1 protein-coding gene is annotated in these 255 nt (G+C 71.4%); it reads right to left on the reverse strand.

Going from position 1 to position 255, the window contains the following annotated elements; translation table 11 throughout:
• On the reverse strand, nt 1-255 hold a 255-nt coding region (locus ACQG3P_RS20615; protein WP_426806088.1), incomplete at both ends, for an alpha/beta hydrolase.

A 255-nucleotide genomic window follows, 5' to 3' on the forward strand; every position in this document is an offset into this window, starting at 1 on the left:
AGCGTCCAGCCAGGCGCCCCGCGCCTGCAGTACCTCGGCGCAGACCTGGGGGGCCATGGAATAGGACTGCCACTCCAGCGGGAAGCCGGCTGCCGTGAGCCGCTGGGCGGTGTCGGCAGCGCTCACCTGCGGGATCACCGGATCCTGCGCGCCATGGGCCATGAACACCGGCGGCCGGGCGCCATCGGCTATGGCGGCCTTGATGGCCGCTTCCGGATCCGGCAGGTAGGTGGACAGCGCGATCAGACCGGCGAT

This window comes from Stenotrophomonas sp. SrG, from assembly GCF_050031795.1.
In the GTDB taxonomy this organism is placed as follows: Bacteria; Pseudomonadota; Gammaproteobacteria; order Xanthomonadales; family Xanthomonadaceae; genus Stenotrophomonas; species Stenotrophomonas rhizophila_A.